The sequence below is a fragment of the Cnuibacter sp. UC19_7 genome (assembly GCF_042699995.1).
Lineage (GTDB): Bacteria > Actinomycetota > Actinomycetes > Actinomycetales > Microbacteriaceae > Cnuibacter.
In genome coordinates this window covers 3,384,804-3,405,074 of sequence record NZ_CP170560.1, presented here as the reverse complement: position 1 = coordinate 3,405,074, position 20,271 = coordinate 3,384,804, and the positions used below count along the sequence as shown (strand labels likewise).

General features: G+C 71.1%; 21 protein-coding genes and 3 tRNA genes. 9 read left to right on the top strand and 15 right to left on the bottom strand.

Translation table 11 applies throughout. The features are described from left to right. Nucleotides 1-19: 19 nt before the first annotated feature. The 11 genes from ACFJGV_RS16310 to ACFJGV_RS16260 all read right to left on the bottom strand — a co-directional run bounded on the left by ACFJGV_RS16310 (nucleotide 20) and on the right by ACFJGV_RS16260 (nucleotide 9,659). Entirely contained in the window at nucleotides 20-751 is a 732-nt protein-coding gene (locus ACFJGV_RS16310) for a Rossmann-like and DUF2520 domain-containing protein (protein WP_378145054.1), read from the bottom strand. Further along, on the bottom strand, nucleotides 748-2,538 hold the full coding sequence (locus ACFJGV_RS16305; protein WP_378145052.1) for a PH domain-containing protein: 1,791 nt from the start codon (nucleotides 2,536-2,538) through the stop codon (nucleotides 748-750). Before ACFJGV_RS16305 ends, ACFJGV_RS16310 begins: the two co-directional genes overlap by 4 nt. Continuing rightward, nucleotides 2,535-3,002, bottom strand: coding sequence for a PH domain-containing protein (locus ACFJGV_RS16300; RefSeq protein ID WP_378148752.1), 468 nt, complete (start codon nucleotides 3,000-3,002; stop codon nucleotides 2,535-2,537). The genes ACFJGV_RS16305 and ACFJGV_RS16300 overlap by 4 nt, the downstream gene beginning before the upstream one ends. Nucleotides 3,003-3,126: 124 nt before the next feature. Beyond that, entirely contained in the window at nucleotides 3,127-3,585 is a 459-nt protein-coding gene (locus ACFJGV_RS16295; protein WP_378145050.1) for a DUF3180 domain-containing protein, read from the bottom strand. Further along, on the bottom strand, nucleotides 3,582-4,121 hold the full coding sequence (folK, locus tag ACFJGV_RS16290) for a 2-amino-4-hydroxy-6-hydroxymethyldihydropteridine diphosphokinase (protein WP_378145048.1): 540 nt from the start codon (nucleotides 4,119-4,121) through the stop codon (nucleotides 3,582-3,584). The genes ACFJGV_RS16295 and folK overlap by 4 nt, the downstream gene beginning before the upstream one ends. After that, the gene (folB, locus tag ACFJGV_RS16285) at nucleotides 4,118-4,618 is read right to left on the bottom strand and encodes a dihydroneopterin aldolase (protein WP_378145046.1); all 501 of its coding nucleotides are present in this window, start codon (nucleotides 4,616-4,618) and stop codon (nucleotides 4,118-4,120) included. The genes folK and folB overlap by 4 nt, the downstream gene beginning before the upstream one ends. Beyond that, on the bottom strand, nucleotides 4,615-5,613 hold the full coding sequence (gene folP / locus ACFJGV_RS16280; RefSeq protein ID WP_378145044.1) for a dihydropteroate synthase: 999 nt from the start codon (nucleotides 5,611-5,613) through the stop codon (nucleotides 4,615-4,617). The genes folB and folP overlap by 4 nt, the downstream gene beginning before the upstream one ends. Next, nucleotides 5,610-6,230, bottom strand: a complete 621-nt coding sequence (folE, locus tag ACFJGV_RS16275; RefSeq protein ID WP_378145043.1) for a GTP cyclohydrolase I — start codon at nucleotides 6,228-6,230, stop codon at nucleotides 5,610-5,612. Before folE ends, folP begins: the two co-directional genes overlap by 4 nt. A gap of 8 nt (nucleotides 6,231-6,238) precedes the next feature. After that, nucleotides 6,239-8,248, bottom strand: coding sequence for an ATP-dependent zinc metalloprotease FtsH (ftsH, locus tag ACFJGV_RS16270; protein ID WP_378145042.1), 2,010 nt, complete (start codon nucleotides 8,246-8,248; stop codon nucleotides 6,239-6,241). A 96-nt stretch (nucleotides 8,249-8,344) separates the two neighbouring features. Continuing rightward, nucleotides 8,345-9,067, bottom strand: coding sequence for a DUF4240 domain-containing protein (locus ACFJGV_RS16265; protein WP_378145041.1), 723 nt, complete (start codon nucleotides 9,065-9,067; stop codon nucleotides 8,345-8,347). A gap of 97 nt (nucleotides 9,068-9,164) precedes the next feature. Next, the gene (locus tag ACFJGV_RS16260) at nucleotides 9,165-9,659 is read right to left on the bottom strand and encodes an inorganic diphosphatase (protein ID WP_378148750.1); all 495 of its coding nucleotides are present in this window, start codon (nucleotides 9,657-9,659) and stop codon (nucleotides 9,165-9,167) included. 68 nt (nucleotides 9,660-9,727) lie between these two features. On the opposite strand from ACFJGV_RS16260, the gene tilS reads away from it, so the two are divergent. From tilS to ACFJGV_RS16245, 3 genes are all read left to right on the top strand, one after another. Further along, the gene (tilS, locus tag ACFJGV_RS16255; RefSeq protein WP_378145039.1) at nucleotides 9,728-10,822 is read left to right on the top strand and encodes a tRNA lysidine(34) synthetase TilS; all 1,095 of its coding nucleotides are present in this window, start codon (nucleotides 9,728-9,730) and stop codon (nucleotides 10,820-10,822) included. A 31-nt stretch (nucleotides 10,823-10,853) separates the two neighbouring features. After that, nucleotides 10,854-11,405, top strand: a complete 552-nt coding sequence (gene hpt, locus ACFJGV_RS16250; RefSeq protein WP_378145037.1) for a hypoxanthine phosphoribosyltransferase — start codon at nucleotides 10,854-10,856, stop codon at nucleotides 11,403-11,405. Nucleotides 11,406-11,591: 186 nt separating this feature from the next. Further along, entirely contained in the window at nucleotides 11,592-12,695 is a 1,104-nt protein-coding gene (locus tag ACFJGV_RS16245) for a type IV toxin-antitoxin system AbiEi family antitoxin (protein ID WP_378145035.1), read from the top strand. Here ACFJGV_RS16245 and ACFJGV_RS16240 read toward each other — a convergent pair. Both ACFJGV_RS16240 and ACFJGV_RS16235 read right to left on the bottom strand, forming a co-directional pair. Then, nucleotides 12,637-13,971, bottom strand: coding sequence for a M23 family metallopeptidase (locus ACFJGV_RS16240; RefSeq protein WP_378145033.1), 1,335 nt, complete (start codon nucleotides 13,969-13,971; stop codon nucleotides 12,637-12,639). The genes ACFJGV_RS16245 and ACFJGV_RS16240 overlap by 59 nt on opposite strands. Beyond that, nucleotides 13,968-15,191: a peptidoglycan DD-metalloendopeptidase family protein gene (locus tag ACFJGV_RS16235; protein WP_378145032.1), complete on the bottom strand. Its 1,224-nt coding sequence runs from the start codon at nucleotides 15,189-15,191 to the stop codon at nucleotides 13,968-13,970. Before ACFJGV_RS16235 ends, ACFJGV_RS16240 begins: the two co-directional genes overlap by 4 nt. A gap of 207 nt (nucleotides 15,192-15,398) precedes the next feature. On the opposite strand from ACFJGV_RS16235, the gene ACFJGV_RS16230 reads away from it, so the two are divergent. The 4 genes from ACFJGV_RS16230 (at nucleotide 15,399) to ACFJGV_RS16215 (ending at nucleotide 16,611) form a co-directional block, all read left to right on the top strand. Next, nucleotides 15,399-15,471: transfer RNA gene (locus tag ACFJGV_RS16230), tRNA-Glu, on the top strand. A gap of 31 nt (nucleotides 15,472-15,502) precedes the next feature. Continuing rightward, a tRNA-Asp gene (locus ACFJGV_RS16225) sits at nucleotides 15,503-15,576 on the top strand. 67 nt (nucleotides 15,577-15,643) lie between these two features. Next, nucleotides 15,644-15,716 (top strand) — tRNA-Phe (locus ACFJGV_RS16220). 148 nt (nucleotides 15,717-15,864) lie between these two features. Further along, complete coding sequence (locus ACFJGV_RS16215; RefSeq protein ID WP_378145030.1) at nucleotides 15,865-16,611, top strand: hypothetical protein; 747 nt, start codon at nucleotides 15,865-15,867, stop codon at nucleotides 16,609-16,611. Nucleotides 16,612-16,674: 63 nt separating this feature from the next. On the opposite strand, the gene ACFJGV_RS16210 is transcribed toward ACFJGV_RS16215, so the two are convergent. Together ACFJGV_RS16210 and ACFJGV_RS16205 are read right to left on the bottom strand one after the other, a co-directional pair. After that, the gene (locus tag ACFJGV_RS16210; RefSeq protein ID WP_378145029.1) at nucleotides 16,675-17,817 is read right to left on the bottom strand and encodes an NAD(P)-binding domain-containing protein; all 1,143 of its coding nucleotides are present in this window, start codon (nucleotides 17,815-17,817) and stop codon (nucleotides 16,675-16,677) included. A 295-nt stretch (nucleotides 17,818-18,112) separates the two neighbouring features. Beyond that, complete coding sequence (locus ACFJGV_RS16205) at nucleotides 18,113-18,262, bottom strand: hypothetical protein (protein WP_378145027.1); 150 nt, start codon at nucleotides 18,260-18,262, stop codon at nucleotides 18,113-18,115. An 81-nt stretch (nucleotides 18,263-18,343) separates the two neighbouring features. Here ACFJGV_RS16205 and ACFJGV_RS16200 point away from each other — a divergent pair, with 81 nt between their 5' ends. After that, nucleotides 18,344-19,468 carry a winged helix DNA-binding domain-containing protein gene (locus ACFJGV_RS16200; RefSeq protein WP_378145025.1) on the top strand — a complete coding sequence of 375 codons (1,125 nt, stop codon included), beginning with the start codon at nucleotides 18,344-18,346 and terminating at the stop codon, nucleotides 19,466-19,468. Further along, nucleotides 19,465-20,244, top strand: a complete 780-nt coding sequence (locus tag ACFJGV_RS16195) for a spermidine synthase (RefSeq protein WP_378145023.1) — start codon at nucleotides 19,465-19,467, stop codon at nucleotides 20,242-20,244. Before ACFJGV_RS16200 ends, ACFJGV_RS16195 begins: the two co-directional genes overlap by 4 nt. The last annotated feature ends 27 nt before the right edge of the window (nucleotides 20,245-20,271 follow it).

The window sequence follows — 20,271 nt, the reverse complement described above, 5'->3', positions numbered from 1 at the left end:
GCGGAGCATCCGTCCGGGCTCAGAGCTCGGGCGGGAGGGCGTCGGGGGTCGAGCCGGCGGCGGCGCCGGCTCGAGCGAGCGCGTCCTCCACGGCGGAGCGCACCAGGGGCGCGAGCACGCGGCCCGGGGCGTCGACGCCCGCCTCGGCGAGGAGTCCGGCCGCCTGCTCGATGATCGCGGTCGAGAAGCCCGTCGCGGTGGCGACGGCCTCCGCGTACGCGGGGCGGTCCGCTTCGGCGATGACGACCGGCTCGCCGCCCATCTCCACCACCAGAGCCTGCGCGATGGGGAGCACGGCCGACGGTGCCGTGACTCCGAAGTGGACTCCGACGAGCCGCGAGACGTCGACGCTCGTGCCCGTGAACACCATGGCCGGATGCACGGCGAGGGGGATCACGCCGGACGCGCGGGCCGGGTCGAGGACGGAGACCCCGAACTCGGGCGCCGAGTGCATCACGAGCTGGCCCATCTGCCAGGCGCCCGTTCCCGCCAGCCCTGTCACGAGGCCCGGAAGCTCCTCGGACGGCACCGCCAGCACCACGAGCTCGCTGCGCTCCACCACATCGGGCACGCTGAGCACCGGCACACCGGGCAGCAGCACGTCAGCCCGCTCACGGCCGACGTCGGAGATCGCCGAGATCCCGACCACGGCGTGCCCGGCCCCACCGAGCGCCGCGCCCAGCACGGGGCCCACGCGCCCCGCGCCGATGATGCCGACGCCGAGGCGCCCTGAGCGTTCAGAGGGTCTCATGGCTCCATCCTCTCCTGCGCGCCGCCCCGCTCGGCGCCGTGGTCGGTGGGCGTCGCGTCAGGGCGCGACGGATGCACGGCTGAGGCCTCCCAACCGGACGCAGACTCGCCGGCGCCCTCGGGCGCGAGCGTCGGCGCCGCACCGGCCCCGGGGGCCGGGTGGGCCCGCCAGCGGTGCGTGCGGTCGGCGGCGGACGCGGCCACCGCCGCGGCGGACCACCGCGCGAACGCGGCCTCGCCCACGGCGCGCTCGGCGGCGGGGAGCTGCGCGTGCACCGGCCCGGCGACGGTCTGGACGTCGAGCGCCACGAGTCCGAGCATCCGCCGCCACGGGCCCTGCTCGATGCGCACGCTCTGCACGCGGGCGAGCGGAACCACCACGAGGCGGCGCCAGAGGAACCCTGTGCGCAGCACCACCGCATCCGAGGTCTCGGCGAAGCCGGTGGTGCGCCAGGCGAGCGGTCGCACCCACCGGGCGCGCGGCGGAGCGGTGACGAACCCGCCGGCCCGGGGGTCGTCGAGGCCCGCGTCGAGGATCCGCCGAGTCTCCTCCGCCGCGAGCCCGGGAAGCAGGAGCGCCAGCACGCGGGTCGCGTCGGCGGCCGTGCCGACGGGCAGCATCGTCGTGCTCGCCTGCGCGCTGCCCTCTCCGGCCGCGCCGGCCCGGTCGATGCGGATGCCCCACCATCCCGCCAGGCGCCAGAGCAGCGGCTGGTGCACCTCGACGGCGTGGATCCGGCCCGGCGGGAGCGTGTCGTTGTTGGTCGAGAGCAGCCCGTATCCGATGCGGACGCCGTCGGGCGTGCCTGCGATGCTGTACCGCAGCGAACGGGTGAAGCGGTTGTACACGTACCCGACCGACGCGAGCAGCATCGGCAGCACGACGAAGACGGCGAAGCCGAAGCGGTCGGTGGTGACGAGCCAGACGATGACGGCGACGAGAGCGACGCCGACGAGGGTGCGCCCGCTCAGCAGGAGCGAGCCCGCGAGCCTGCCCGGCGGGATCCGCACCACCGACTCGGGCGGCGCCGTCGCGGGGTCGAGCTCGGGTGCCATGAACTCGCGCATCCGCGCCTCGAGCACGCCTCGCGGTGCGACGGACGGCCCCGCAGGCGCCCCGGGCGCCTGCCGCTCCGTCACCGGTGCGGGGCCCGCCTGCGACTCGGTCCCGAGCACTGGGCCCGCCTGCGGCTCGGCATGGTCCGCGCGCTCCGCAGCCCTCGCGCCGGAGGCCAGGGCGAGCACGTCGAGACGGAGCCTGTCCGCATCCGCGCCGCCGAGGTAGGCGAGCTGCACCTTGGCGTCCTGCCCCGCGACGCTGACGTCGAGCTTCGCGGCGCCGAACAGGCGCGCGAACACCGGCCGCGAGATGGCGACCCCCTGGATGCGGTCGAGCGGCGCGCGCCGATGCGTGCGGAAGAGGATGCCGCTGCGCACCTCCACGACGTCGTCGCCCACGCGGAAGGTGTGCACTCGCCAGCTGAAGTAGAAGAGCACGACGCCGGCCACGAGGGCCGCACCGACGATGAGCCCTGCCCATCCGAGCTGCCCGTTCTGGTACGCGGCGTCGAGGGGGTCGGTCGGGCCGTCCGGGGAGCCGAGGACGAACTCGACGATCCGCTCGCGCAGGTTGGCGAGCAGGAACCCCACGATCGCGATGAACGCGATGCCGCCGCGCAGGAGCGGGGTCGCGGGGTGGAGCCGATGCCATTCGCCGTCGGCGAGCGACGCGACCGGAGCCGGCGCTCCCGCGGGCCGGTCGCTTCGGGGCTCGAGCGGAGCGCTCACAGTCCCACGCGTCTCGTCTCGGCGAGGGCGACGAGACGGTCGCGCAGCTCGTCGGCGGTCTGCTCGGGCAGGCCCGGGATGGTGACGCCGGTAGAGGCCGCAGCGGTCACGAACTTGAGCTCGGAGAGTCCGAGCGCACGCGCGACCGGACCGCGGTTGATGTCGATCAGCTGCATCCGGCCGTATGGCACGGCTACGACGCGATGCCACATGATGCCGCGCTTGAAGAGCAGGTCGTCGGCGCGGAGCACGTAGCCGATCGATCGCACCCGCCGCGGCGCGAGCACGAGGAGGAGGACGGAGATGACGACCGCTACAGCGAGCGCCGGCCAGCCGAACCAGGTCTGCAGCAGGATGAACGGCACGCAGATGCCGCAGAGCACCACGGCGGTGATGATGCTCGCCACGATCTCGACGCCGACGTAGCGGGAGCTGACGCCGACCCACGGCTCGTCGACGTGCATCCGCCCGCTCGACTCGCCTGTCTCGCTCGTCTGGCCGGTCTCGCTCGTCTGGCCGGTCTCGCTCGTCTGGCCGGTCTCGCTCGTCTGGCTCGCCTGGCCCGTCCCGCCAGGAGCGGCGCCGGGGTCACTCGGCATGGGCATCCGGGTCGTCCGGCGGGAGGGTGCAGAGGCGCTCCGCGACGATGCCGGCGGCGAGCAGCACCACACCCCCGACCGCGGCGATGATCGACGACCAGATCGTGGCCGTGTCGGCGATCACCGGCCGGGTGAAGAAGAACACGGCGACGCCGGCGGCCCACCCCGCGATCAGCGCACCCACGAGGCTCGACGCCTTGGCCAGCACCACGACACGCATCGCACTGAACGGGTTGATGCGCGCCTGCGAGCGGCCGCTGATCGAGCGCCGGATGGGGATCGCGAGCGCGACCACGATGAGCGCGGCGGCGATCACCGTGATGGGGAGGGTGTAGGGCGGCACGACCGCCTGCATCCCGCCGCCGACGAGGGCGATCTCCATGCCGAAGCCGATCGCCGCTCCCACCAGCAGGTAGATGACGATCGTGAGTGGATTCGTGTGCTTCATCGGCGCTCCCCCGCGTAGACGGTGAGGGTCGTGGCGGGCAGGCCGCTCAGCAGTGTGTCGGCGCGTCCGCGTCCCGGCACGATCGCATCCGGGTCGATCTCGAGCCAGGGCACGAGCACGAAGTCGCGCTCGTGGCTGCGCGGATGAGGGAGCGTGAGCGTCGGGTCGTCGCTCGACAGCTCGCCGTAGAGCACGACGTCGATGTCGAGCGTGCGGTCGCCCCAGCGCTCCACCCGTACGCGTCCGTGCGCGTGCTCCACGCGGTTCACGAGGGCCAGCAGGTCGAGCGGCGAGAGAGCGGTGCGGATGCGCAGCACCCCGTTAAGGTACGACGGCGCCTCAGGGTCGACGCCGTCGGGCTTCACCGCGACGGTCTCGTAGAGCCGCGACGCCGCAACGACCTCCACGCCCGGGGCGGCGGCGAGGTCGGCCAGCGCCGCGGCGATCGTCGCCTCGCGGTCGCCGAGGTTGCTGCCCACGGCGAGCACGGCGTCGACGGGATGCGCGGGCACGGTCACGAGGAGGGTGTCGGTCATGCGCCGGCCGCCTCCTGCACGGTCGACGCGGCGCCCTGCGTCCTGGTGATGGTGATCGACACGTCCGCGAACGGCACCTCGATGGGTGCGTCGGGCTTGTGGACCGTCACCCGCGTGCGGGCCACCGTGGGGTAGGCGAGCACGACGCCCGCGACGCGCTCGGCGAGGGTCTCGATGAGGTCGACCGGGTCGGACTGCGCCGCCGACGCGATCTGCTCGGCGAGGACGCCGTAGTGCACCGTGCGGTCGAGGTCGTCGCCCGTCGCCGCGGCGCGTGTGTCGAGCCAGAGGGTCGTGTCGATCACGAAGCGCTGCCCCTGCTCACGCTCGAAAGCGTAGTAGCCGTGGTGCGCGAACACCTCGAGCCCGGTGAGGGTGAGCTCGTCGAGCGGCCCGGCGGCGTCGCGCTCGGCGGGAGCGTGCTCGGCGGGAGCGTGCTCGGCGGGAGCGTGCTGGGCGGGGTCGTGCTCGGCGGGGTCGGCTCGCGTGGTGCTCATGCGTCGAGGGTCCTTCCGTCGTCTGCAGGGGCGGGCGCGGGGCTGGCGGGCTCGTGCGCCGGGCCGGGCACGGGGCTGGCGGGCTCGTGCTGCGGCGGCGCGTCTGCGCCGCGCTGCGCCGGCGCGCCTCCGCCCTGCAGCGGGGCGGGGCGGACGTCAGCCACGAGGCGCAGCGGCGCAGACGCGGCCCGCAGGGCGGACTCGACCGCCAGCGCCGACCGCGTCGAGGGCACGTGATGCACCCGCACTGCCCATGCACCGGCCCGCGCGGCGAACGCGGCCACGACCGCCGAGGCGACATCGCGATCGCCCGGCGCCGCGCCGTCGAGCGCCCCGAGGAACCGCTTGCGCGACGCCCCCACCAGCACGGGCGCCCCCAGCGCGCGCAGGTCGGCGAGTCGGGCGAGCAGCTCCCAGTTGTGGCCGGCGTCCTTCGCGAAGCCGAGGCCCGGATCCACGATCAGCTGAGCGGGGTCGACGCCCGCCGAGACCAGGCCGTCCATCCGCCGTCGCAGCGCATCCGACACCTCGGTCACCACATCGGTATACGTCGCGTGCTGCGTCATGACGTCGCTGTGGCCGCGCCAGTGCATGACGACGAAGCGGATGCGCGACTCGGCGACCAGCGCATCCATCGCCGGGTCGGCGAGGCCGCCCGACACGTCGTTGACCAGCACGGCGCCAGCGTCGATCGCCGCGGCGGCGGTCGACGCGTTCATCGTGTCGACGCTCACCGCCACTCCGTCGGCGGCGAGCGCCTGCACCACGGGGATCACCCGTCGACGCTCCACCGCCGGATCGACGCGGCGCGCGCCTGGGCGGGTCGACTCCCCTCCGACGTCGATGATGTCGGCGCCCTGCGCGACCATGTCGAGTCCGTGGCGCACCGCGTCGTCGCGGTCGTACCACTCGCCGCCGTCGCTGAAGGAGTCGGGGGTCACGTTGAGGATGCCCATCACGAGGGTGCGCCCCTGGGCGTCGAGGGCGGCGCTCATGACCGGCTCACCAGTGCCATCACCTCGGCGCGGGCCGCCGGGTCGGCGAGCGAGCCGCGGGCCGACACCGTCACGGTGCTGCTCGTCGTCTGGCGGGGTCCGCGAGCGGTGACGCAGCCGTGCCGCGCCTCGATCACCACGAGCACGCCCCGCGCCGCGAGCCCGCGCTCGACCGCGTCGGCGATGTCGTCGCCCAGCCGCTCCTGCAGCTGCGGCCGCGACGACGCGACCTCGACGACCGCGGCGACGCGGCCCAAGCCGGCGAGCTCCGCATCCGGTTCGTAGGCGACGTGCACCACACCCTCGAACGGCAGGAGGTGATGCTCGCAGATGGAGCGGAACGCGAGGTCGCGCATCAGCACCACCGACCCGATGCGATCGGCGGCGTGCAGGTCGGTGCCGTGGTCCGCATCCGCACTCGAACTCGCGTCACGCAGCGCGAACGCCCCGCCGAACGCATCGGCGGGGTCGTCGCCGACGCCCGCGAAGAGTTCGCCGCACAGCTCGGCGACCCTGCGCGGGGTGTCGCGCAGACCCTCCCTGGCCGGATCCTCACCGATGGCGGCGAGGATCTCGCCGACCGCGGCGCGGATCCGGTCTCGGTCGACGGATCCCACCGTGTGGGTCAGGCCGTCGCGGGGCGGGGCCGGATGATGGGGGCGCGCTTCGGCGTCGGGTCGGGCTCGGGGTCGGACTGCACTCCCCCGTCGACCGCGCCGCCGTCGACCGGCGCCTTGCTCGGGAACGCGATCGGAGGGATCGTCGACACGGGCCGCTTGTCGCTCGAGAGCCACTGCGGGCGCTCGGGGAGCTTCCGCACGTCCTTGAAGATCTCCTCGAGCTGCAGGTGATCGAGCGTCTCGTGCTCGAGCAGCTGGGCGGCGAGGGCGTCGAGGATGTCGCGGTTGTCGTTCAGCACCTGCCACGCCTCGTCGTGAGCGTTCTCGATGAGCGTGCGCACCTCGGCGTCGACCCGCTCGGCGAGCGACTCGGAGTAATCGCGCTCGTGCCCCATGTTGCGGCCGAGGAACATCTCGCCGGAGGCGCTGCCCAGCTTGACCGCGCCGAGCTCGGCCGACATGCCGAACTCCGTCACCATCTTGCGAGCCGTGCCGGTGGCCTTCTCGATGTCGTTCGACGCGCCCGTGGTCGGGTCGTGGAAGACGATCTCCTCGGCGACGCGCCCGCCCATGGCGTACGCGAGCTGGTCGAGGAGCTCGTTGCGGCTGACCGAGTAGCGGTCCTCCAGCGGGAGCACCATCGTGTAGCCGAGCGCCCGACCGCGCGGGAGGATCGTGATCTTCGTGACCGGGTCGGTGTGGCGCATCGCGGTGGCGACCAGGGCGTGACCGCCCTCGTGGTACGCGGTGACCAGCTTCTCCTTGTCGTTCATGACACGCGTGCGGCGCTGCGGACCGGCGATGACACGGTCGATCGCCTCGTCGAGGGCACGGTTGTCGATCAGCTGCGCGTTGGAGCGGGCGGTGAGCAGCGCGGCCTCGTTGAGGACGTTCGCCAGGTCGGCGCCCGTGAAGCCCGGCGTCTTGCGGGCGACGACCTCGAGGTCGACCCCGGCGGCCAGCGGCTTGCCGCGGCCGTGCACCTCGAGGATGCGCTTGCGGCCCTGGAGGTCGGGCGCGTCGACGCCGATCTGGCGATCGAAGCGGCCCGGACGCAGCAGCGCGGGGTCGAGGATGTCGGGACGGTTCGTCGCCGCGATGAGGATGACGTTCGTCTTGACGTCGAAGCCGTCCATCTCGACGAGGAGCTGGTTCAGCGTCTGCTCGCGCTCGTCGTGACCGCCGCCCATGCCGGCGCCGCGGTGGCGGCCGACGGCGTCGATCTCGTCGATGAAGATGATCGCCGGCGAGTTCTCCTTAGCCTGCGTGAACAGGTCGCGGACGCGGCTCGCGCCCACGCCGACGAACATCTCGACGAAGTCGGATCCGGAGATGGAGTAGAACGGTACGCCGGCCTCACCGGCGACAGCGCGGGCGAGGAGCGTCTTGCCCGTTCCGGGAGGGCCGTACAGCAGCACGCCCTTGGGGATGCGCGCACCCACGGCCTGGAACTTCGCGGGCTCCTTGAGGAAGTCCTTGATCTCCTGGAGCTCCTCGATCGCCTCGTCGCTGCCGGCGACATCGTCGAAGGTGACCTTCGGGGTCTCCTTCGTGACGAGCTTCGCCCGAGACTTGCCGAACTGCATGACGCGGTTGCCGCCGCCCTGCATGCCCGAGAGCATGAACCAGAAGAAGGCCGCGATGAGGATGATCGGCAGGAAGATGCTGAGCGCCGAGAGGAACCAGTTCGGCTGCGGGACCTGGTCGTTGTACCCGTCGGCCGGGTTGGCGCTCGTGACCGCCTCCACCACCTCGCTGCCGCGCGGGGTGACGTAGTAGAACTGCACCTTCGAGCCGTACTTCTCGTCGGGGCTCGTCAGCGTCAGGTCGACGCGCTGCTCACCATCGATGATGGTGGCCTCCTGCACCTTCCCGCTCGAGAGGAAGCCGAGGCCCTCCTGCGTCGTCACCTGCTGATAGCCGGCGCTGGTGATGATGCTGAACCCGATCCAGAGCGCGACAGCACCCAGGAGGATGTAGGGGATGGGAGATCGAAGGATGCGTTTCGCGTTCATGTCTCTTCGCTTCGCGGCCGGTGTGGTGCCTGCAAGGCTATCGCGCCCCGTCTGAGCCCCGCCTCCATGTTCCCTAGGGGCGAACCTGCCGCTGGTTCAGGGCCAACCCAGCGAATTGGAGAACGTCTCGATCGGCGTGGACGGAATGTGAGAGTAGTCTTCGCCCGTCGCCATCTCGAACGCCTCCGACGCGACGTAGAGAAGAGCCTCGAACTCGACGTCCTGAGGCATCGTCGAGGGCGATTCGAGGATCTCCTCAAATCTCTCGGGTCCGCTGGTGAGGGCCGCGCAACGGACGTAGAGGAAGTCGTCGGGCGAGATGTACTCGCGATCGAGGTCCGCCTCCGGACGACCATATGCGGCGGCACAGTGCGCTCCCGTATCGAGCGAATGGAGTTTCTCAGCCAGGATGTCGTCGAAGAGAGCGATGTCATCCGGCTTCATCGCGGAAAGAGCACTCACCGCTCGCCGGACCACTGCATCGTCGTCGCCCAGCTTCTTCCAATCGAAGAGAGCGAGCACACGCCAGAAGGTCTCTTCTGACATCGGGATCGACTCCCACTCAGGCTTCCGCCATGGCGGGAGTGACGCGATGTAACCCTCCGCATAGCCCTTCCGCAGCTTCTTCCGCACCATGCGTTCTGCCTCGATCTCGGCCTCGTCATCGGTGTCGAACACCGTCTCGGTCGTCCGAGCTGCGTGCCCGATCCTTCCTGAGGTGGTGATGACCGTGGGCCCAGATCGGAGGATCGTCCAGAACTTGTTCGACACGTCGTTGCGAAGTGAGAATTCACGCCGAGGCTCGGGAGACTGATCCATGAGGTCATGGTAGCTGATCATTTCTCATTATCGGCTGCCAGAGAACACGAGGGCCCCGCATCCGGGCGTGGATGCGGGGCCCTCGTGGCGGGACGGGTCAGTGACCGCCCTCGGCGGCGAGCTTCGCGAAGCCCGCCTGCACGATCGCGTCGGCCTCGGCGGCGTCGCCCCAGCCCTCGATGTTGACGAACTTGCCGGGCTCGAGGTCCTTGTAGCGGGTGAAGAAGTGCTCGATCTCCTTGCGGGTCTGCTCCGGGACGTCGTTGAGGTCCTGGATGTGCTGCCAGCGCGGATCCTTGTAGGGCACCGCGATGACCTTCGCGTCGGAGCCCGCCTCGTCGCTCATGTTGAGCACGCCGACCGGACGCACCTTGACGCCCACACCCGGGAACACCGGGTACTCGAGCAGCACGAGCGCGTCGACGGGGTCGCCGTCGAGACCGAGGGTGTTCTCGAAGAAGCCGTAGTCGGTGGGGTAGACGAAGCTCGTGAAGAGCACGCGGTCGAGGTAGACGCGGCCGGTCTCGTGGTCGACCTCGTACTTGTTACGGCTCCCCTTCGGGATCTCGATGACGACGTCGTAATCGGCCATGCGCAGCAGCTCCTTGTTCGGCGAGACGGTCCCGGGCATCCGCCCGGCGACTGCAATAACGTTACTGGATGACCTCCACCGAGCAGGAGGCTCCGGGTCCCGATGGACCGGAGCGGCGTCCTCGCCTCACCCCGGCGATCGCGGATGTGCGTCGCGCGGTCCGCGAGGCGTTCGAGCGGATGCGCGGGGCCGGGTCGTCCAGCGAGCCTCAGACCGGCGTCGTCGGGGCGACCAGCGAGCGCACCGCCGACGTGCTCGTCGCCCTCAGCGGCGGCCCCGACTCGCTCGCCCTCGCGGCCGCGACCGCGTTCGAGGCGCCGCGAGCCGGGCTCGTCGCCGGCGCCGTCATCGTCGACCACGGCCTCCAGTCGGGCTCGGCCGAGGTCGCCGAGCGCGCGGCTCACCAGGCGGCCGAGCTGGGCCTCACGCCCGTGCTCGTGAGGCGTGTCGAGGTCGCGACGGGCGCGGGCTCGGAGACGGGCGGACTCGAAGCAGCCGCCCGGTCCGCGCGCTACGACGCCATCGACGCCGCCCTCGCTGAGACGGGCGCCGTCACGGTGCTGCTCGGACACACCCTCGACGACCAGGCCGAGACGGTGCTCCTCGGCCTGGCCCGGGGTGCGGGCGCGGCCAGCCTGTCGGGCATGGCCGAGCGGAGCGGGACGCGCATCCGACCCCTCCTCGCGCTCCGCCGCGTGACGACGCGCGCGTTCTGCGCCGACTCGGGTCTCGAGCCCTGGCTCGACCCGCATAACGACGAGGTGCGCTTCACCCGCGTGCGGGTGCGCCGCGAGGTGCTTCCCGTCCTCGAGCGCGAGCTCGGCCCGGGCGTCGCCGAGGCGCTCGCGCGCACGGCGACCCAGCTCCGCGAGGACGAGGAGGCCCTCCACGACATGGCCATCGAGACCATCGAGGACCTCGTCGAGCACGTCGAGGCCGGCATCGGGGTCTCGGTGGGCGCGCTCGAGGCGAACCCGCCCGCGCTCCGGCACCGCGTCATCCGCTATGTCGTCGAGAGCGAGTTCGGCGTCTCGCTGAGCCGCGCCCAGACCCTCGCGGCGACGTCGCTCGTCACCGACTGGCACGGCCAGAAGGGCGTCGACCTGCCAGGGATTAGAGTGGTCCGACGAGGGCGCCTCCTCGTGTTCGAGCGGGTCGCCTGAGGCATCCGCCGGTCGACAGCAGAGGGAGCCCATGGACATCGCCGACGTCGAGAGCGACATCACCGAGGTTCTGTTCAGCCAGGAGCAGATCCACGCGAAGATCGCCGAGCTCGCTCGCCAGATCGAGGCGGACTATGCGGGCGAGGACCTCCTGATCGTCGGCGTCCTGAAGGGCGCGGTCATGGTGATGGCGGATCTGGCACGCGAGCTGAAGATGCACATCACGATGGACTGGATGGCCGTCTCCTCCTATGGGTCGGGCACGCAGTCCAGCGGCGTGGTCCGCATCCTCAAGGACCTCGACACCGACCTCTCCGGCCGCAAGGTGCTCATCGTCGAGGACATCATCGACTCCGGGCTCACGCTCTCCTGGCTGCAGGCGAACCTCCGTTCGCGCGGGCCCGAGTCGGTCGAGATCTGCACCCTGCTTCGCAAGCCCGAGGCGCTCAAGGTCGAGGTCGACGTCCGCTACGTGGGCTTCGACATCCCGAACGCCTTCGTCGTCGGCTACGGCCTCGACTACGCCGAGCGCTACCGCAACCTCCGCAGCATCGGCGTCCTCGCCCCTCACGTCTACTCGTAGCCCGCGCCCCCGTCCGCGTGGGGCACATTTCGCCACACTGAAGTGGTTTCGCCACCTCGATCGATATGGCGAAACCACTTGAGTATGGCGAAACGCGGGAATTGCACAGGGACCGCGTCGTAGGCAGAGTGCACACATTGCTCGGCGGGCCCGCCGCGGACGGCGTGGCGCTGCCACCCTCGGGGGATGGAACGCACATCTGGCTCGGATTTCATCACGTTCGCGGCCGAGAACGATGCTGGACGCCGGTACGAGCTAGAAGGCTCCGTCGTCTCCGGCGACAGAGTGCGCCTCTGGCGGGGCGTCTATCTCGAGCGCTCGGCGTGGGACACCGCCAGCCGCGAGCATCGCCACCTTCTTCGGCTCGATGCGCTTCGGCGATCGAGAGCGGATGCGTACGCGTTCTGCGACGAGTCCGCCGCCGTCATCTGGGGACTGCCCTTGATGCCGGCCCGACTCGACAACGTCACGGTGATCGCCCCGACTGATCAGGGCGGCCGCTCCCGCGGTGGTCTCGTCAAGCGAGCCTCACGCGTGGCGCGCGAGGTGACCGAACACGATGGCCTCGCCGTCACGACACCTGTTCAGACCGTCGTGGACCTCGCGCGGCGGCTGCCGCTCGGAGAAGGCCTGGGTGTGGTCGACCACGCTCTGCGCACAGGGTTGGTCACATCTGCGGATCTCGAGGACCGCCTCCACGCCTTCGCCTCCTCGCGGGGAGCCCGTCGTGCCCGTCGGACGGTGGGCCACGGCGACCCACGGTCGGAGTCGCTGCTCGAATCGATCAGCAGAGGAACGATGATCGATCTCGGCGCGCCCCCGGATGAGCTGCAGAGACAGGTCTTCGACGCGGCAGGCCGAACTCTCAGAGGCGACTTCTGGTGGGAGAGCGCACGGCTGATCGGCGAGTGCGACGGCCGAGCGAAGTACGAGTACGAGGGCTTCACACGGGGCCGTGCCGCCGGCGATGTGCTCTGGGCCGAAAAGCGTCGCGAGGATGCGGTGCGCGCGACGGGCGTCAACGTCGCCCGCTGGGGATGGTGGGAGGCGAGCCGCCCCCGCGAGTTGGCGCGCATCCTTCGAGCTGCGGGTCTCCCCTCCCCTCTTAGAGCTTTCGCCACACCTAAGTGGTTTCGCCACGTCGATCGGTGTGGCGAAACCCCTTGGGTGTGGCGAAAGTCGCAGAGGGCGTCCGTGGGAGCCGCGGGGCACCCGCGGGGCGGGGCGGGGGCTAGAAGGAGACGCCCAAAGGGCCCAGGAGGCCCCTGGGGTTCTGGGAGGTGCCGTTGATGCGGGTCTCGAAGTGGACGTGGCAGCCCGTGGAGGCGCCCGTGGTGCCGGCGTAGGCGATGGGCTGGCCCTCCGAGACGCTGGCGCCGCGGCCGACGATGAGGCTCGAGTTGTGCCCGTAGACGGTGGTCCAGCCGTTGCCGTGGCTGATGGTGACGGAGTTGCCGAGCCCGCCGTTGTAGCTGGCCTGCGTGACCGTGCCCGCCGATGCGGCGTAGACGGTGCGGCCGCAGGTGCCGCCGCTGTAGACGAGGTCGATGCCGGCGTGCAGGCGCCACACGTGCTCGATCGGATGGAAGCGCTGGCCCCACTCGTCCGAGACGCGGGATCCGGGGAACGGGTTCGACCAGCCCTGTCCGCCGGGCCCGACGACGTGCGAGCCGCCCCCGCCGGACGGGCTGCCCCCGGCGACCGCAGCGGCGGCGGCGGCAGCAGCCGCTGCCGCACGCGCCGCCTCCTCCTGACGTCTGCGCTCCTCGACGCCCGCCTGGTACTCCGCCTCGGTCTTCGCCGTGGCGTCGGTGAGCGCCTTGAGCTGCTCCTCGAGCACGATCTGCTGCGACTGCTGCTCGGCGAGCGCGGCCTCGGAGGCGGCCTGCGCCTCCTGCGCGGCGACGGAGGCGGCCTCGGCGGCGATGCGGAGGCCGTCGAGCTCGGAGGCGGCGACCTCCGCCTGGGCGGTCAGCGCATCCGCGGTGTTGCGGTCCTGCTCGGCCACCTCGTGCAGGCGGATGGTCTTCTGCGACAGCTGGCTCATGGCGCCGAGCTGGTAGAGCATGTCGCTCGACTCGTCGCCCGAGACGAGGAGGTTGACGGTCATGTCGCCGCCGCCGGTCCGCACCAGCTGCGAGATGAGGAGTCCGGCCTGGCGGTTCGACGCCTCGGCGGTGGCGCGCGCCTCCTCGGCCTGGGTCGAGAGCTCTCCCGCACGGAAGACGCCGGTGTCGTAGGCGTCCTGGGCGGCCGAGGCCTCGTCCGCGCGCTGGATCGCGAGCGCCTGCGCGGCGACGACCTCGTCCTGCAGCTGCGCGATGATGCCCTGGATGCGCGTGACCTCGGCGCTCTTCGCCGCCTCGTTCCCGCGGGCGGCGAGCACGTCCTCCCAGGAGGGGTAGTCGATCGCCTGGGCGCCGGTCTCTCCGCGGAGCACGTCGACCGCGACGATCGACGCCGCGAGCATCAGGCCCGCGAGGAAGCGACCGAGCGGCATCCGCGAGCGACCGGAGCGGAGAGCGCGCGCGGATCGCGCCGGGGAGGGTGGGGTCGTGGTCGTCATCCGAACTCGATTCCTACTGCCTGCATGAAGGTGCGCGGGTTGATGCCCGAGCCGTTCTGGCGCACCTCGTAGTGCACGTGGCATCCGGTGGAGTTGCCCGTGGTGCCCGCCAGCGCGATCGGCTGGCCGGGCTGCACGTAGGTGCCGACCCCGACGAGGAGCCGCGTGTTGTGGCCGTATCCGGTGGAGATGCCGCCACCGTGGTCGATCTCGACGAAGTTGCCGTAGCCGCCGTTCCAGCCGGCGTACTCGACCATGCCCTCGGCGGCCGCGTACACCGGCACGCCGCAGGAGCCCCCGCTGACCACCAGGTCGATGCCCGAGTGCATGACGTAGGCGCCCGAGACCGGGTTCACGCGCATGCCGTACTCGTCGGAGGAGTATCCGCCCGGGAACGGAGTGGCCCATCCGCTGGCAGCGATGAAGGGCAGCGTGGGCAGGCCCGCCAGCATCGCCTGCCGCGCCGCCTCCGCCCGCGCCTCGACGCCCTTCTGGTAGTCGGCCTCGGTCGCCTGCCGGTTCTCCGACAGCACCTGCAGCTGCGCCTGCAGCTCGACCTCGTGGTCCTGCTGCTCGGCGAGTGCGGACTCTGCGGCCTGCTGAGCGCTCACGGCCTCGTCGCGGAGGCGCTGCGCCTCGGCGGCGAGGGTCTGCAGCTCGGTCCGCGCCACCTCGGCCTGCGCCGACAGCGCGGCGGCCGTGTTGCTGTCCTGCTCGGCCTGCGCGTAGATCTGCGACGTCTTCGACGTGAGCATCGACATCGTGCCGAGCTGGTACAGCAGGTCGCCCGACTCCGACGCGCCACCGCCGGCGAGCAGCGAGACGGTGAGGTCGCTGTTGCCCGCGCGCCCGAGCTGGGCGGCGAGCTGTCCGGCCTGGCGGTTGGACGCATCCGCCCGCTCTTGGGCGTCGGCGGCCTGATCCTCGAGCTCTCCGGCCTTGTAGGCGGCGGTGTCGAAGGCGGCCTGCGCCTTGTTGTACTCCTGGCCACGCTGCAGCGACAGCGCCTGTGCTGCCGCGACCTCGGCTCGGATGCTGTCGAGCAGCCCCTGGATCCGGGTCACCTCGCTCTGCTTCGCCTGCTCGTTCGCCTGCGCGTTCTTGACGTCGTCCCACGTGGGGTAGTCGTCCGCCCAGGCCGCTCCGGGGAGGGCTACAGCGCCCGCCACCACCAGTGCCGCCGTGGCGAGAGCACCGAGGAGCGCGCGTCTCAGCGGCACTCGCCGTCGCCTCGATCGTTCACTTCCGTCACACGTCACACGGGCATCCAAACAGGTGAGAGGCCGGATGGGCGGTCGCCCACGCGGTGTCGGCGGCAACTGCCCATGCCTTGACATGGAGTCGCCGGAGCGCCACGAGAGGCCGTCGAGCGGGCTCGATTGGAACTGCGGCGGACGATGTGGCATACTCGTCGAGTTGTCGCGAACGGCCCCATCGTTTAGCGGCCTAGGACGCCGCCCTTTCACGGCGGTAGCACGGGTTCGAATCCCGTTGGGGTCACCCCAGGCAACAGATACAATTACACAAGCATGGCCCTGTAGCGCAGTTGGTTAGCGTGCCGCCCTGTCACGGCGGAGGTCGCGGGTTCAAGTCCCGTCAGGGTCGCTCATTGCGAAGGCCCTTCCCGATCGAGGGGAGGGCTTTTCGCAAGATCGCCGGCGAGAGCCGGCACGGCTCTGTAGCTCAGTTGGTAGAGCGTTCGACTGAAAATCGAAAGGTCACCGGATCGATGCCGGTCGGAGCCACACGGGTGATCATTACAATCACCCCAGGAACCCTCGCGTAGCTTCTACATCGCGGGGGTTTCCGCTTTCTCCGGTCCATCCTCATCCGTCCAGCGCAGGACCGATGCGCAACCTCGTCGACCATACTCTTTGATGACATAATCTCACCATGTTCTGGTGGGACCGACCCCAGGTCGATGGCTGGCTCGCCGCCAAAGGGATCGAGAGAGCGGCACCAAACCTCTGGCGCCGCCCGGCCGACGGTACGGTTCTGGACTCCCGCCAGGTCGCCTTCGCTGTCATCGAGACGGCGCTCGAATCCGACGACCTGCCTCCTTCGGAGCGACTCGCCCTCGGATTCGGACTGCTCGATGTACTCGACGTCTACGCGGTCGCAATGTACCTCGGGTTCGAATTCGCCGGCCCCGATCCCCAGCACGAATCGGACGTCGGGATGGTGTGGGAGTTCTGTCGGCACGTTCTCGAACATCCTCGGGAATCAACCGCTGTCCCGTACTGGTTGTGGGTTGATTGGTTCGAGGATGCGCGACATTCGGAGGCTGCGTTCGTCCGGCTGACCCAGGGCGTTCACGATACACACCTGGTGCAACCGGGCTTGCGGCGAATAGACCGTGTACTCAGGATCAGCGGTCCCGTTCGCTGGGAGGTAAAGGGAGAGGTCCTTCGTCATGCGGTGAGACACCGTCAGCTCCATCCATCCCTCCTCTGGGCTGTGCAGGGCGCCGTTGAGGATGTCTTCGGCCAGGTGGACGTCTCCGAGGCGCGCACATTGCTGCAACGGCTGCGCCTGGCCGATGAGGACGCCGTTCTCAAGGAGACTCTCCTCACGGCTCTCGAGCCCCGACGACCGAAGAAGCGGGAATCTCGGCGCCAGCGGCGAGTTCGCCGTCGTTGACGAAGCGAGCCGGCCATCGTCGACGAGGTGAGTGCGCCGACGGCGAGGTGCACCTCGGAGGACTCACAATGTGAAGGCAGCGGTCCCCGCTCTCTCCGGCGTCGAAGTACCCATCGAAGCTCCGAAGCGACGGGCGAACGCCGTCGCCGCGGCCCGGCCGGCGCGGTTCGCGCCCACGGTCGACTGCGATGGGCCGAAGCCGACCAGTTGCACGCGTGGATCCACCACCGCCGCGGTGCCCCGCATCCGGATGCCGCCCGCCGGGTCGCGCAGGTCGAGCGGATCGAGGTGGCGCACGTCGGGCCGGAAGCCCGTCGCCCACAGGATCGTGTCGATCGACGTGAACGTGCCGTCGGCCTCCCGCACGCCGTGGGGCTCGATCGCGCTGAACATCGGCCGCCGCTCGAGCGCGCCCCGGTCGCGCGCCGCGCGGGCGTAGGGAGACCAGCCGAGCCCGGTGTACGAGACGATGCTGCGCGAGGGCAGCCCCGCCTCGACGTCGGCGGTGACCCGGGCGATGGTGTCGCGCCCCGTGGTCTCGGGGTCGAAGTCGCCCTCGAAGAACACCGGCTCCCGGCGGGTGTACCAGGCCGTCCACGCCACCCGCGAGATCTCCTCGAGCAGCTGGACGGCCGAGATCCCGCCGCCGACCACGGCCACCCGGTGACCGGCGAACTCCGACAGGTCGCGGTAGTCGCGGGTGTGGAGCTGTCGGCCGAGGAAGGCCTCCTGGCCGGGGTAGCGGGGCAGCACGGGGTTGGTCCAGGTTCCGGATGCGTTCACGACGCCGCGGACGCGCCACGATCCCGACGTGGTCGCCACGAGCAGTGGCCCGTCGGGATCGTCGTCGAGGGCATGGACGCCCGTCACCGTGACCGGCCGGAGGATCGGCAGGTGGAACCGCTGCTCGTACTCGGCGAAGTAGCGCGGCACGGCGTCGCGGCTCGGTTCGGCGGGGTCGAGCTCGGGCTTCGCCATCCCGGGCAGGTCGAAGATGCCGTTCACCGTGGCGATCCGCAGAGACTCCCACCGATGCTGCCACGCTCCGCCCGGGACGGCTGCCGCGTCGAAGACGACGTACGCGGGTGCGCCGGAGGACGACGGCGTCGCGTCGAGCGCGCTGACGAAGCCCATCCGCTGCAGGTGGTAGGCGGTCGAGAGCCCCGCCTGCCCTGCGCCGATCACCGCGACGGTCGCCGACCGCATCCGCTCATCCACGTCGGGTACAACGTCGTGGAGCGCCGAGCCTTCCCCGAGCGGCCCGACGCGGGCGGCGCGCTTCGGCTCGCGCGCGATCCCACCAGACGGAGCATGTCCGCGTCAAGTCCCCCGACGGACTTCCGTCCCCGGAAGGGGGGTCGGGATCGCAGCGGTTAGGCTCGTGGGGAGGGCGGGGCCTGCTTTCCATCCCGGCTGCATGCCTCGTCCTCTTCGTACCGTACCCCCGAGTAGGCGGTGGCGCTTCGACCTCGTGGGAGCGACCGGGCACCAGCCCCTCGCGTCATCCCTCGACGGGCCACTGCTCCACGGCACCCGCCCAAGCGGCGGCGTCCTCGAGAGCGCGACGAGCGTCGTCCTCGTTCTCGAACACGCCCAGGACTCTCTCCGTCGCGTCGGCGAGATCGAGCGCCAGCCAGACCGAACCCGTCATGCCGACGAACCTACGCTTCTGTTCGCGGGCGGCAAGCCCACTCCCGCGACTCGTGTCGTCGGCGACCGCCATACTGAGCGCATGGCTCTGCGCAGCGCGGACATCCCCCGGCTCAGGCTCGAGGCCCAGAGAGCCGTGCAGAGCGGTCGCCGCAGCGCCGCCGGTCACCGCAGCGCCGCCGACGAGGTGGTCGCGGCGGTCGAGCGACTCGTCGCCGTGCAGGCGCAGGACTTCGGCCAGTCCCTCTGGGCGCTCGGCGCCCGCGCACCCGGTGCCACCCTGCGCGACGTCGAGGCCGCCTTCGAGTCGCGTCGCATCGTGCGCTCGTGGCCGATGCGCGGCACGCTCCACATCCTGTCGCCCGATGACCTCCGCGCCATCCTCGACCTCACCGCGGAGCGCACCATCGCAAGCGCGCGCACGCGCCACCGCGGGCTCGGACTCGACGACGACACCTTCGCCCGGGCGACGGCGATCCTTCGCGACGGTCTGGCGGGACGCTCCCTCGACCGCGAGGAGACTCTCGCTCTCCTCGCGGCCGGCGGCGTCGCGACCGACGGGCAGCGCGGCATCCACCTGCTCTGGCGTCTCGCCCACGACGGCCTGATCTGCTGGGGACCCACCGACACCACCCGACAGCGGCTCGTGCTCCTCGACGAGTGGGCGCCGCCACGCGAGGAGCCCACCCGCGACGAGACCCTCCGCCGGCTGCTGCTCCGCTACGTCGCGGGTCACGGGCCGGTCACCCTGCGCGACTTCGTCTGGTGGACGAAGCTCACCGTCAAGGACGCGACCCGGGCGCGTGAGCTCGCCGGCGACGAGCTCGTGGAGCACGAGGTCGACGGTCAGATCCAGCTGATGACCCCGGATGCGCCGGAGCGCCCGTCGCGGTCGTCCAGCGGCGTGGTCGCGCTGCCGTCATTCGACGAGTATCTGATCGGCTACCCCGATCGGACACCCATGGTCCGACCTGAGTGGCTCGACCGGGTGGTACCCGGCGCGAACGGGCTCGTCCTTCCGATCGTGGTGTCGGCCGGCCAGGTGGTGGGCACGTGGCGCAGGCGGCTCGACCCGGGACGCATCCGCGTATCGGTCGAGCCGTTCGAGCCCTGGTCGGAGGGCGTCCACAGGGGCGTCGAACGGCATCTCGCGGCGTTGGGGAGGTTCTTCGAGCGCCCGGTCGAGCTCGTGGAGGCGCTGCGGTGACGACTCTCGCGTCGACGTTCCTCGCCCGATCGGGCGACCTGGCCACGCTCGAGACCGATGAGCTCTCCGGGGGTGTCGTGCTCCGCATCCGCGGTCACGCGCAGTCGCACGTGCACCCAGGCGAGCCCGAGCGGCTGCACTACGACTACATGCGGCGGATGGCGGCCGCCGCCGAGCTCGCTCTCGACGGCCTCGCTCCCGGCCGCGTGGTGAGGGCGGTGCACCTCGGCGCCGGCGCGCTGACCTTCCCGCGGTGGGTGGAGGCGCACCATCCCGGGGCGGACCAGACGGTGCTGGAGCTGGAGCCGGATCTCGTCGACTTCGTCTCGGAGTCGGTGCCGCTGCCCGTGGGGTCGCGCCTGGAACTGCTCGCCGGCGACGCGGCGGAGACCACGGCGCTGGTCGGGCGCCTGCCCTCGGATCTCGTCATCGCCGACATGTACCGCGGTACGACGACCCCACCCCATCTCATGACACCCGAGTTCTACACGGGGCTCGGGCGGATCGTCGGCGACACCGGCGTTCTCCTGGTCAACGTCGCCGACGATGACGGCCTGCCCGCCACGTTCGCACACGTCGCCGCGCTCGTGCCCACGTTCCCGCACGCCGTGATCGTGGGTCCGTCGTCCGTCGTCGAGCAGGGGCGGGAGGGGAACGCGGTGATCGTCGCGTCGCGGTCGCCGCGCGTCGAGGAGTGGGACGGGGCGCTGCTCGCCGCCGGTCCGCATCCGGGCGCGGTGGTCTCGGCGTCGTCGTTCGGGTCGACCGCCCGGTGACGCGCCGAACGACCCGGAACACCATTC

Bases quoted from the DNA above. Each gene is read 5' to 3' on its own strand.
- ACFJGV_RS16310 (WP_378145054.1), bottom strand. From the start codon at position 751: ATGAGACCCTCTGAACGCTCAGGGCGCCTCGGCGTCGGCATCATCGGC.
- ACFJGV_RS16300 (WP_378148752.1), bottom strand. From the start codon at position 3,002: ATGCACGTCGACGAGCCGTGGGTCGGCGTCAGCTCCCGCTACGTCGGC.
- ACFJGV_RS16295 (WP_378145050.1), bottom strand. From the start codon at position 3,585: ATGAAGCACACGAATCCACTCACGATCGTCATCTACCTGCTGGTGGGA.
- folK (WP_378145048.1), bottom strand. From the start codon at position 4,121: ATGACCGACACCCTCCTCGTGACCGTGCCCGCGCATCCCGTCGACGCC.
- folB (WP_378145046.1), bottom strand. From the start codon at position 4,618: ATGAGCACCACGCGAGCCGACCCCGCCGAGCACGACCCCGCCCAGCAC.
- folP (WP_378145044.1), bottom strand. From the start codon at position 5,613: ATGAGCGCCGCCCTCGACGCCCAGGGGCGCACCCTCGTGATGGGCATC.
- ftsH (WP_378145042.1), bottom strand. From the start codon at position 8,248: ATGAACGCGAAACGCATCCTTCGATCTCCCATCCCCTACATCCTCCTG.
- ACFJGV_RS16265 (WP_378145041.1), bottom strand. From the start codon at position 9,067: ATGGATCAGTCTCCCGAGCCTCGGCGTGAATTCTCACTTCGCAACGAC.
- ACFJGV_RS16260 (WP_378148750.1), bottom strand. From the start codon at position 9,659: ATGGCCGATTACGACGTCGTCATCGAGATCCCGAAGGGGAGCCGTAAC.
- tilS (WP_378145039.1), top strand. From the start codon at position 9,728: ATGACCTCCACCGAGCAGGAGGCTCCGGGTCCCGATGGACCGGAGCGG.
- hpt (WP_378145037.1), top strand. From the start codon at position 10,854: ATGGACATCGCCGACGTCGAGAGCGACATCACCGAGGTTCTGTTCAGC.
- ACFJGV_RS16245 (WP_378145035.1), top strand. From the start codon at position 11,592: ATGGAACGCACATCTGGCTCGGATTTCATCACGTTCGCGGCCGAGAAC.
- ACFJGV_RS16240 (WP_378145033.1), bottom strand. From the start codon at position 13,971: ATGACGACCACGACCCCACCCTCCCCGGCGCGATCCGCGCGCGCTCTC.
- ACFJGV_RS16215 (WP_378145030.1), top strand. From the start codon at position 15,865: ATGTTCTGGTGGGACCGACCCCAGGTCGATGGCTGGCTCGCCGCCAAA.
- ACFJGV_RS16210 (WP_378145029.1), bottom strand. From the start codon at position 17,817: ATGCGGTCGGCGACCGTCGCGGTGATCGGCGCAGGGCAGGCGGGGCTC.
- ACFJGV_RS16205 (WP_378145027.1), bottom strand. From the start codon at position 18,262: ATGACGGGTTCGGTCTGGCTGGCGCTCGATCTCGCCGACGCGACGGAG.
- ACFJGV_RS16200 (WP_378145025.1), top strand. From the start codon at position 18,344: ATGGCTCTGCGCAGCGCGGACATCCCCCGGCTCAGGCTCGAGGCCCAG.